General features: G+C 66.1%; 7 protein-coding genes and 1 pseudogene. 4 read left to right on the top strand and 4 right to left on the bottom strand.

The genetic code is table 11. The annotated features are described in order from the left end of the window. Positions 1 to 374: 374 nt before the first annotated feature. A pseudogene (locus tag ACNPP0_RS21065) lies at positions 375 to 1241 on the top strand (hypothetical protein); the annotation flags it as partial. A 202-nt stretch (positions 1242 to 1443) separates the two neighbouring features. Here the strand turns inward: ACNPP0_RS21065 and ACNPP0_RS21060 are convergent. Next, positions 1444 to 2325 (bottom strand): DMT family transporter, encoded by an 882-nt coding sequence (locus ACNPP0_RS21060; RefSeq protein WP_448706914.1) that lies wholly within the window; start codon positions 2323 to 2325, stop codon positions 1444 to 1446. 237 nt (positions 2326 to 2562) lie between these two features. On the opposite strand from ACNPP0_RS21060, the gene ACNPP0_RS21055 reads away from it, so the two are divergent. After that, positions 2563 to 3336: a hypothetical protein gene (locus ACNPP0_RS21055; RefSeq protein ID WP_448706913.1), complete on the top strand. Its 774-nt coding sequence runs from the start codon at positions 2563 to 2565 to the stop codon at positions 3334 to 3336. Here the strand turns inward: ACNPP0_RS21055 and ACNPP0_RS21050 are convergent. The 3 genes from ACNPP0_RS21050 to ACNPP0_RS21040 all read right to left on the bottom strand — a co-directional run bounded on the left by ACNPP0_RS21050 (position 3275) and on the right by ACNPP0_RS21040 (position 8456). Further along, on the bottom strand, positions 3275 to 5902 hold the full coding sequence (locus tag ACNPP0_RS21050; RefSeq protein ID WP_448706912.1) for an AAA family ATPase: 2628 nt from the start codon (positions 5900 to 5902) through the stop codon (positions 3275 to 3277). The two genes, ACNPP0_RS21055 and ACNPP0_RS21050, sit on opposite strands and share 62 nt — an antisense overlap. Beyond that, positions 5899 to 7023, bottom strand: coding sequence for a metallophosphoesterase family protein (locus ACNPP0_RS21045; RefSeq protein ID WP_448706911.1), 1125 nt, complete (start codon positions 7021 to 7023; stop codon positions 5899 to 5901). Before ACNPP0_RS21045 ends, ACNPP0_RS21050 begins: the two co-directional genes overlap by 4 nt. 131 nt (positions 7024 to 7154) lie before the next feature. Then, positions 7155 to 8456, bottom strand: coding sequence for a D-amino acid dehydrogenase (locus tag ACNPP0_RS21040; protein ID WP_448706910.1), 1302 nt, complete (start codon positions 8454 to 8456; stop codon positions 7155 to 7157). A gap of 134 nt (positions 8457 to 8590) precedes the next feature. Between ACNPP0_RS21040 and ACNPP0_RS21035 the strand changes: the two genes are divergently transcribed. Both ACNPP0_RS21035 and ACNPP0_RS21030 read left to right on the top strand, forming a co-directional pair. Beyond that, a complete protein-coding gene (locus ACNPP0_RS21035) occupies positions 8591 to 9058 on the top strand; it encodes an Lrp/AsnC ligand binding domain-containing protein (protein ID WP_046805042.1) in 468 nt (155 codons plus the stop codon). 182 nt (positions 9059 to 9240) lie between these two features. Beyond that, the coding region (locus ACNPP0_RS21030; RefSeq protein ID WP_448706909.1) for a DUF502 domain-containing protein at positions 9241 to 9971 on the top strand (731 nt) is incomplete at its 3' end.

The raw sequence follows: 9971 nt of genomic DNA, 5'->3' as shown, positions 1-9971 counted from the left end.
GAATTGGGGACGGCTTCCCGACTTGACTAGCGATGCCCGGGTGTTAGCATCTGCCCCCGTGCGATCCAATTTTTCTCCCCCCCCTCCCGCTGCCTGCGTTCTCTGCGCCCTGCGCTCGACTTTGTTGAGCTCGCAGGAAGTCGCCGCGCGTTCCGCCTACGCGCGCTCCAAGCCCGGCTGATCCTCCGGCTTTCCCGCTTCCCCCGTTTTTGATTCCGGCCTGCCGCCGGCGGCTTACGCACATCCGTGCCAATGTCGTGGCGTGCGCCGGCGTACGCCCTGCCGCGTGGCCGGGCGCAGCGCTCGTCCCATGAATCTTCGTCGCTTGCCTCGTGGCACGCGGCCTGGCCACGCATTGATCTTCATCCAGCGCCATGCAACTCACCAAAAAATTCGTCAAAGCCAAGAACCCCTGCGCGGGCGGCTACAAGTGGTTTATCCGCGATCACAACGGCCAGGGGGATTACCAGGTCGTGCTTGACGCCCTGGTCGCCGATGGCCGCATCAGCGACGCCAACTGGCTGCTGGATCAGTTTGGCCCGACCGATGCCGTGCTCCGGCTGGACTCACTTGACGCCAATGCCATCGTCTTCGCGGGCACGCTGGAAATTCGCATGGGCATCAATGTGGACACGGTGGTGCGCGCCGGGCGCAGCATCATCACGGGCGGCGGCATCCGTGCCGGAGAAACCATCATGGCGGGCGAAAACATCACGGCCGCCGCCAACATCGCATGCGGCGGCGAGATCCATGCGGGCGGCGACATCAGCGCGGACTGGGGCATCGAATCCGCCTCGCGCCTGGAGTGCCGGGGCAACGTGCGCGCCAAATGGGACATCTGCGCGGGTCAGGATCTGGCCGTCACCGGCCACCTGCATGCCGGCCAGGACGTGCGCGCCCAAGGCGCCATCCAATGCGGTCAGGGCATCAAGGCGGGCGGCGATGTCCGCGCCGACCACGCCATCAACGCCACCTCGGGCATTCAGGCGGGCGGCGCCATTCACTGCGGCGACCACCTGGCCTCGGGCTGGGGCATGATCGCCGGGGGAGACATCCGCGCCGACGGCTCCATTCGCGCCGGTGAAGGCGTGCGCGCGGACGGCGTCATCCAGGCCGGCGACGGCCACGGGGTTTACGCGGGCCTGAGCGTCCGACTGGATGCCTGGTCGGTATGCGCCCGCGTCGTGGCCAAGGAGCGGCCCGCGCAGTTGGTCAGCGGGTACTGGGCCGGGCAGGACGCGGGGTGCGGCGTGGACGAGGCAGAGGGGGTCGCCAGCGCGGGCGGCAATGGCGCTCTGGGGTCTATTGCGGGATCGGCCTCGCATTCCGTTGCGGGGACGGTGGCAGGTGCCGCTGCAAATTCCGTTGCGGGGACGGTGGCAGGTGCCGCTGCAAATTCCGTTGCGGGGTCCGTCGGTTCCGGCCCTGCCCGCCCCCGCCCGCTTAGCGTCGCGCTGGCTTGATGCCCGGGGCGGGATGCCGCAGCACCAGCATCAGCCCCAACAGAATTGCCCCCATGCCGGCCAGGCTTAACGTCGACAGGCGGTTGCCCAGCACCAGGTAGTCCAGCGCCGCCGTACCCGCCGGCACCAGGTAGAACAGGCTGGTGACGTTGACCAGGTTGCCGGCCTGGATCAGGCGATAGAACAGTAGCGTGGCGCCCACCGATATCACCAGGCCCATCCACAGCAGCGGCAGAATCAGCCCGATGCTCCATTGCGCCGTCAGCGGCTGAAACGGGGCAAACAGCAGGCACAGAGCCAGGCTCACCGCGTACTGCAACGGCATGACGTCCAGCGGCGGTTGATCGATGCGCTTTTGCAGCATCGCGCCCACCGTCATGCTGACCAGCGCCGCGAACGCGAAGCCCATGCCCGCCATTGAAAAGCGCGCCATGCCGATGCTCTGGTACACCACCATCACCAGCCCCGCCAAGGCCAGCAGCAGCCCGGCGATGCGGGCCTTGTCAAAGCGCCGCTCCATGACCGCCAAGGTCAGGATGGGTTGCGCGCCCAGCAATGTGGCCAGCACCCCCGGCGTGATGCCGTGATCCAGCGCCAGCAGATAGCAGATGGAATAAACGCCGATCAGCAGCAGGCCCGTTACCGCGACGCCGGCGCGCGTGCCCGGCGCGGGCAACCATCGCCTGCGCCGCCACGCCACCAGCCCCAACACGGATAAGGCCAGCACAAAGCGCAGCAGCAGAAAGGCAAAGGGCGACGCGTGCGACAGGCCCCATTTGGCAAAGATCGCACCGCCGCTCCACAGCAGCACGAACAAGGTTGTTGAGCCGAATGCGGCCCAGGTATTTCGATTTAAATGCATCGTTGCACCTGTCAAGGTAAGCACAGGCTCCAGACCGACAGTCCTTCCGTGGATCGCTTTGGCGATGGCGGTGCGACGGCGAAGGCGATGGCGTGGACGGCGATGCCATGGCATCGCCTCTCACGATCGCGATCGATATCGCTACGGCCGTCTGCTTGGCAGAATCGGCCGCGCGCGAATCAGACGCGACGCACGCGTTCGACTCGCGCACGCATCAAGCGCGCGGATGGACTGACGATGATTGAGGACTGGAGCCGGGAATGGCGGATCGGCAATCAGCCGAACACGACCACGACTGGCGGGTTCGCGGCCCGGACCACGCCGACGGGCGGCGAGGCAGGCGGGAATACCGGCGGCGAAACTACCGCGCGAACGACCGCTGAGACGACCGGCGAAATGACAGCCGAAATGACAGCCGAAATGACAGCCGAAATGACAGCCGAAATGACGCCCGAAATGACAGGAGGAACGACGGGGGAAATGACGGAAGAAAAGAGAGGAAAAGCGGTCGCCGAAGTAGCAGGCGACGAAATAGCGGACGACGAAACAGCCGGCGACGAAACAGCCGGCGACGAAACAGCCGGCGACGAGACAGCCAGCGACGAGACAGCCAGCGACGAGACAGCCAGCGACGAAGCAGCCGACGGCGAAGCACCCAGCGACGAAGCACCCAGCGACGAAGCAGCCAGCGACGAGACAGCCGGCGACGATACGGGAAACCGCGCGCGGCAATATCCGCGGCCTGCCCCATGCTTCCTACGCCAATGCATGCTGGCGTGCGCGACGGCAGCGGCAGTCGCCACGGCAGAGGCACCGACAAGGGTTTCGAAGGACGGCTTGGAAGCAGGCATTCGCGCAGGCTACCGACCGTTGCTTTTGCCGTCAATAGGGACGCGCAACGCCAGCCGCTCTCAATACCGCACCGATGCAGGTTCCGGGCTCGCCGACTTCACGCACCGATGCGCCGCTGCTCCACCCCCATGTCGCGCCAAGCGTCGCCGTGGCAGGTGAACATCAGGATCTGATGGCGCGTGGCCGCATCGAACAAGGCGCGCTTCATGAAGTCGCGGCGGGCATCGTCGGTGTGCACCAGCGCGTCATCCAGCAACAGCAAGGTGGGCCGCCCGGCTTCGCGCAGCAGGTCCGCATAGGCGAATCTGGCCAGAATGCCCAGCTGCTCGCGCGTGCCGAAACTTAGCGCATCCAGCAGGTCTTCGCTCTGGTCTCGGCGTAGCGCCGTGGGCAGCAACGCGTCGTCCAAGCGCAGCGCAGCGTCCGGAAACAGCAGCGCCAAGTAGTGATTCAGGCGGCGAGCCAGCGGCGCCTGCAAACGTTGGGTGGCGGCGGCGCGCTTGTCGGTCAGCAGCTTTTGCAGCAGGTCCAGCGCGGCGGCACGGCGCGACAGTTCATCACGCCGACGCGCCAGCCGCTCGCACGCGGCAGTGGCTTCCAACAGGCGTTCGCCCAGCCCCTGCGCGCCCGCCTGATCCAGCTTGCCCTGCAATTGAAGGATGTCGCCGTGACGCTTGTGCTGCGCCTCGCGTTCGATGGCCGCCGATTTTTCATAGCGTTGCACGTCCTGCTCGGCCAGCTCGGGCCGGTGGTCCGCCAAGGCGGCCTGTGCCTCGCGCACCCGGCGGTCCAGGTCGTCGTGCGTGCTGCGGGCTTCCGCCAGACGCCCGGCACGGGCCTGGCGCTGTTCGGCGCGCTCGACCGACTGCATATCGGCGGCACGCGCGGCCGCCTGCCCTTCCAGCAATTGCGCCCGTGCCTGATCAGCGTCCAGCGCGCGCTGCGCCGCCGCCAACGACGCATCCGCCTGCGCGGCAACGGCCGTGGCTTCGCGCTGCGCCTGGGTCGCGGCAGGCAGATCATCCAGCCCGGTGTCCGCCACCGCCGGCAACTTGGCCAGCCGCTCTTGCAACGCCACACGGCGGGCCAGGGCCTCGTCACGCTGCCCACGCAATACATCCAGCCCCTTGGGCGCGTGGATGGCCAGCGTTTTGCGCATGCCGTCAAGCTCGCGCTGCAACGCCGTATAGCGCGCGTGGCGCTGTTCGGCATCGGCCAGCGTTGCCACGCCCAGGCGTTCCAGCAAACCATTCCAGGCAGATTGCAGCCCGCCAAGCTCACGCTGAAGCGTGGGTAGATTCTGGCCCCCGGGTTCGATACGGAAACTGCCCACGCCGGGCAGCTCAATGTCGGCGGCAGCCGTCAGCAGCACCTGCCCCGCACCGCTTATCGCGCGGCCATCCATGCTTGCCTCACGCCCGGCTTCCAGCTGGTATGACAAGCGCGTGGCCACTGCTTGCTGGCGCAGTTGCAGGTTGGCCAGTTCACGTTCGGCTTTGCGCAGCGCATCGATATCGCCATCGGCAATCTCAATGCGCAACGCCTCGGTTTTCAGTGTCGAGCCTTGTTCGATCAGGGTGGTTACGGCACGCAGCGCGTCGTCCAGTCGTTCAATTTCGGCGTTCAACTGGGCTAGCTGATGTTCCAGGTCGTGCCGGTCAGACACGGCCTGAACCGCCGTCACGCGCAAGCGGGCTGCATCCAGCGCGGCGGCGTGCGCCTGCTGTTGCTGCTGCGCCCGCGCAAGCGGCGCCTGGGCGGCATCGACACGGGCACGCGCGCCCTGGGCCTCCTTGATCAGTGCGTGATAGTCGGCCTCGTCTTGTTGGTCGCGCCGCACCTGGTCTTGCAGCAAGGCCAACGTTTGCACCGCCTGGGCCTGCTCGCGGCGCAGGCCTTCCAGGGCGTCGCGCTGTTTTGCCGCCGCGGCCAGCCGCGCGCGCGCATCAGCGGCACGCGCTTCGAAGTCCCTCCAGGGTTCAGTGGCCTGGGCGCGTTCGTGATCGCGGCGCAGGCTGGCCAGACGGTCGACATCCGCATTCAGCTGAGCCATGGCCTGGGCGCAATCGTCGCGCTCGGACGTGGCGCGCGCCAAGGCGTCCTCGGCCTCTTTGTAGATGCCCTTGGGGCGGCCGTTGCGCGCATCCAGCAAGGCGGCGCGTTCCGCCGACACGCGGTCAAACAGGCGGTCGCCATCGGTGGCCGTCAGCTCGCCTGACAGTTGCGTCAGTGCGTCGCGCAGATGCGTGCCGGCGTAAGACGCGGCGGCTTGCAGGTTGTGGCCGTCTCCTTGCTGTATCCACAGCAGGCCGGGGATGCCGGCCAGATCCGGCTTGCTTTGCCCCCTGCCCGGCAGTTCGAAACCCAGCAAGGAAGCCAAGGCGTTTTCGGCTTCTTCGCCGTCCAGGCGCTGGGCCCCGCCGTCGATCAGCAATTCACAACGCGCCCGCGACAGGAACTGTTTTTTCAGCACGTACTGATGGCCGCCATGCGCGAACGACAGTTCCACACTGGGCCGCGCGCCGGACTCGCCATGCGGCGCCAGGTCGGCAACCTTGCTGGTGCTGTAGCGTTCCAGGAACGCGGCCCGAATGGCCGCCGCCACCGTGCTTTTGCCGGCCTCGTTTGCGCCCACGAACAGGTTCAAGCCGTCTTGCAGGCCATCCAGAACCAGGGGCTGGCGGAACTTGCGAAATTCTTCCAGCGCGATACGGGACAGCTTCATTTGGCAGCCCCCGTCGCGCTTTCACGTTGAAATCTAAGTAGTAGCCGCAGGGCCTCGGCAGCGATGGCGGCTTGTTCGCCGTCCGCCTGCAAGGCCTGTAGCTGCGCGGCCACTTCGCCCACGTAGCCGCTTGCGCCAAGCTCGGCCAGATCGGCCTGATCTGGCTCCAGCCGCAAGCCGGACAGGTCGGGCAGCAGCGCGCGCACCTGGGCAGCCGCCCGATCCATGGCGCGTTGCAGTGCGTCCCAGGTTTCCATGTTGACGTGCCCAAGTACATCCAGCCGAAGCACGTCTTCAGCGCGCAAGGCGGACAGTTTTTCAGCCAGCGCCCGCGCGTCGGACGGCACGCTGATGGTCTCGACCCACGCCGACCAGCGGTATTTGCCGATGGCCACGCGTTCGACCACGGGGGTGGCGCCCGCTGCATCGATGCGCACGTCCAGCACGTAGCCGGGCTCGTTGTTGCGGAAGCGGTCTTGTTCGGGCGTGCCGGCATACCAGGTGCGAGCGTCGATAGCCAGGCAACCGTGCCAGTCGCCCAGGGCCAGGTAGTCGAGTCGGGCGCGCGCGGCGCGGTCGGGTGCGATTGGGTTGGTGGCGTCGATGGTGTCGGGCAAGCGGCCCGCGACGCTGCCATGCGCCAAGCCCACACGCACGCGCCCCGGCTCGGTATCCAGTGAATCGAACGCCTGGGTGACGTCGTCGTAGGTATGGCGCTGGGTCAGCGGCGCGGCCAGCACGGCCACATTGATGTCGGGCAGATCAACCACGCCGATTTGCGTGGGTACATGCACGTTCGCGGGGATGCAGTCCAGTTGCGCCGCGCGGCTCCAGACGCTGTCGGCCAAGGCCGCGTCGTGGTTGCCGGCGATCATGACCCAGGGGCCGGCATAGGCCGCCATGGCGGCAAACAGGCGGCGGATGGTGCGGTCGGAAACGCCTTGCGTATCGAAGACGTCGCCCGCGACCAGCACGGCATCCACGCCGCGTTCGGTGCCCAGCGCGGCGATGCGCTGCACCACGTCGAAACGCGCTTCGGCCAGCAAGGCGGCGTCGTCGGTTTCAAACTGGCCGTATTGACGGCCGATCTGCCAATCGGCGGTATGCAGGAAATGAGTCATGCGGCGATTTTGGCATAAGCCGGCGCGCATCAAAAAAGCAGAATGCCAAATTGGTCACGCCGCATGACCACATCACCGCGCGCCCGCCCGACGATTCCCGCGACCGCCTGTTCGCCTGGGCCGAGCGGCGCTCAGGCGCCCTTGCCGCCCAACACCAACGACGGGTTGGACGACGCGCCGCGCTCGTAGCGCGACAGGCCCAGCCCGTCGGTGCTGATGGCGGGCCGCTGGCCCATGACCTGGTCGGCCACCAGCTTGCCGGAGCCGCAAGCCATGGTCCAGCCCAGCGTGCCGTGGCCGGTGTTCAGGAACAGGTTGCTGTAGCGCGTCGGCCCGACGATGGGGGTGCTGTCCGGCGTCATCGGGCGCAAGCCCGTCCAGAATTCCGCCTGCGCCACATGGCCGCTGTCGGGGAACAGGTCGTTGACGACCAACTCCAGCGTCTTGCGGCGCGCGTCTTTCAGGCGCAGGTCAAAGCCGGACAATTCCGCCATGCCGCCCACACGGATGCGGTCGTCGAAACGGGTCACGGCGATCTTGTAGGTTTCGTCCAGAATGGTGGACACCGGCGCGGCGGCGTCGTCCTTCATGGGAATGGTCAGCGAATAGCCCTTGACCGGGTAGACCGGAAGGTCCAGGCCCAGCGGTTCAAGCACGCCGCGTGTGTAGCTGCCGAAGGCGGCCACGTAGCGGTCGGCCGTCAGCACGTCGTTGCCCACGCGCACGCCGGTAATCTGGCCGCCCGCCACGTTCAGGCCGGAAACGGTCTGGTTGTAGCGAAAGTCCACGCCCAGCGCCGCGGCCATGTCGGCCAGGCGCGTGGTGAACAGGCGGCAGTCCCCGGTTTCGTCGTTGGGCAGACGCAAGCCGCCGGCCAATTTATGGATCGAACGCGCCAGGGCGGGCTCGGCCGTGACCAGGCGATTGCGGTCCAGCAGTTCGTAGGGCACGCCCACTTCTTCCAGCACGGCGATGTCGCGGCGGGCGGCTTCCAGCTGGGCGTCGGTGCGGAACAGCTGCAACGTGCCACGGGTGCGCTCTTCGTAATGGATGCCGGTGGACGCGCGCAATTCGCGCAGGCAGTCGCGGCTGTATTCGGCCAGGCGCAGCATGCGCTCTTTGTTGACGGAATAGCGGTCGGCCGAACAGTTGGCCAGCATGGCCGCCATCCACTTCAGCTGATACAGGCTGCCGTCCAGGCGGATGGCCAGCGGCGCATGCTTCTTGAACAGCCACTTGATGGCTTTCAGCGGAATGCCGGGCGCCGCCCAGGGCGTGGAATAGCCCGGTGACACCTGGCCGGCGTTGGCGTAGCTGGTTTCCTGGGCGGCGGCGGGCTGACGGTCCAGGACCGTTACCCGGGCGCCCTGACGGGCCAGGTAATACGCGGTGGTGGTGCCGATTACGCCACTGCCTAGGACGATCACATGCATGATTCTTTCCGTATTTGGATTTGCTCAGTAATTTCGGTAGTCTATGAGCCTCCTCGCAGTGAAAAGCACTGATTATTTTGCTTTGACAGAGCTTTTTCTCGGGCGCCCCCTCTTTTTTGACCGCCAAAAGTGAAATGCGCGAGCTCGATAGAATTGACCTGAAAATCCTGGAAATCCTGCAACGCGAAGGCCGCATTTCCGTCACGGATCTGGCCGAGCGGGTCAGCCTGTCGGCCACGCCCTGTTCAGACCGGGTAAAACGGATGGAGCGCGAAGGCGTCATCACGGGTTACCATGCGCGCGTCAATCCGGCGGCGCTGGGCAAGAACCTGCTGGTCTTCCTGGAAATCAAGCTGTCGGCCAAGTCGGGCGACGTGTTCGACAAGGTCAAGAAAGAACTGCTGTACGTGCCGGAAGTGATGGAATGCCATCTGGTGTCCGGCGATTTCGATTACCTGGTCAAGGCGCGGCTGACGGAAATGAACGAGTACCGCCGTCTGCTGGGCGAGATCCTGAAACGCCTGCCGGCGTCGGCCGAATCGCGCAGCTACGTCGTCATGGAAGAAATCAAGGAAACCTTGTATCTGCCCGTGGACCGCTAGCCGTGCGGCGCGGTGAATTCCAGTAGTGAATACCGGCGCGGCGTGACTGGTGCGGTGCTGGCCTGCTTCGCCCCGGCGGGCACGCGGTTTGTTACGGGCGTATGCGTCGGCGGCTGCTATGCTGGCGGCCCTCTGACCCGCGCCGCTGGCCTTGTCCGACCCCAATTCTTTAGTTTCTGCCTATGACTCGTCTCTACAAATACTTCTTCCGTGGCCTGATCACCGTTCTGCCGCTGGCCCTGACCATCTACCTGCTGTACATCTTCCTGGCCTGGACCGAAGCCGTGGCGCTGACGTTCCTGCGCCCCTTCATCGGCGGCTTTTATGTGCCGGGCATGGGTTTGGCCCTGGGCATCCTGGGGATTCTGGCGATCGGCTATCTGGTGTCCAAGCAGCGCGTGCAGCGGTTCTTGACCGTGGTGGAAATGCCCTTCACCAACCTGCCGGTGGTCAAGAGCATTTATTCGTCGCTAAAGAGCTTTGCCGATTATTTTTCGCCCAGCTCCAAGAACACCGCGCAACAGGTGGTGATTTTGCGCTTGCCGGGGCAACAACTGGAATTAGTGGGTCTGGTGACCCGCCGCAGCATGGAAGGCCTGCCCGAAGGGTTTACGCAAGGTGACCGCGTAGCCGTTTATTTGCCGATGGGCTACATGATCGGCGGCTACACGGTGTTTGTGCCGCAAGATTGGGTGCAGCCCATCGATATGTCCGTGGAAGAAGCCATGCGTTCGTCGCTGATCGCCTGGATGGCGCGCGCCGAACACCCCCGCCCCGCTGCGCCTACGGTCGTCGAGCCCACCGACGCGCCGGACGCTACTGAAGCGCCTGCCCCGCCCCACGCGTCGTCTACACCCGCAGCCGGTGCGCCGGGCGCCGGGACGCCGGCCGCCGGGACGCCGGCCGCCCATAC

The sequence above is a fragment of the Achromobacter semiaridum genome, from assembly GCF_053543755.1.
The sequence above is the reverse complement of the archived record's forward strand: the minus strand, read 5'-3'. Positions and strand labels throughout refer to the sequence as shown.

Excerpts from the sequence above, each read along its gene's own strand:
- ACNPP0_RS21060 (WP_448706914.1), bottom strand. The coding sequence starts at position 2,325 with ATGCATTTAAATCGAAATACCTGGGCCGCATTCGGCTCAACAACCTTG.
- ACNPP0_RS21040 (WP_448706910.1), bottom strand. The coding sequence starts at position 8,456 with ATGCATGTGATCGTCCTAGGCAGTGGCGTAATCGGCACCACCACCGCG.
- ACNPP0_RS21035 (WP_046805042.1), top strand. The coding sequence starts at position 8,591 with ATGCGCGAGCTCGATAGAATTGACCTGAAAATCCTGGAAATCCTGCAA.
- ACNPP0_RS21055 (WP_448706913.1), top strand. The coding sequence starts at position 2,563 with ATGATTGAGGACTGGAGCCGGGAATGGCGGATCGGCAATCAGCCGAAC.
- ACNPP0_RS21050 (WP_448706912.1), bottom strand. The coding sequence starts at position 5,902 with ATGAAGCTGTCCCGTATCGCGCTGGAAGAATTTCGCAAGTTCCGCCAG.
- ACNPP0_RS21045 (WP_448706911.1), bottom strand. The coding sequence starts at position 7,023 with ATGACTCATTTCCTGCATACCGCCGATTGGCAGATCGGCCGTCAATAC.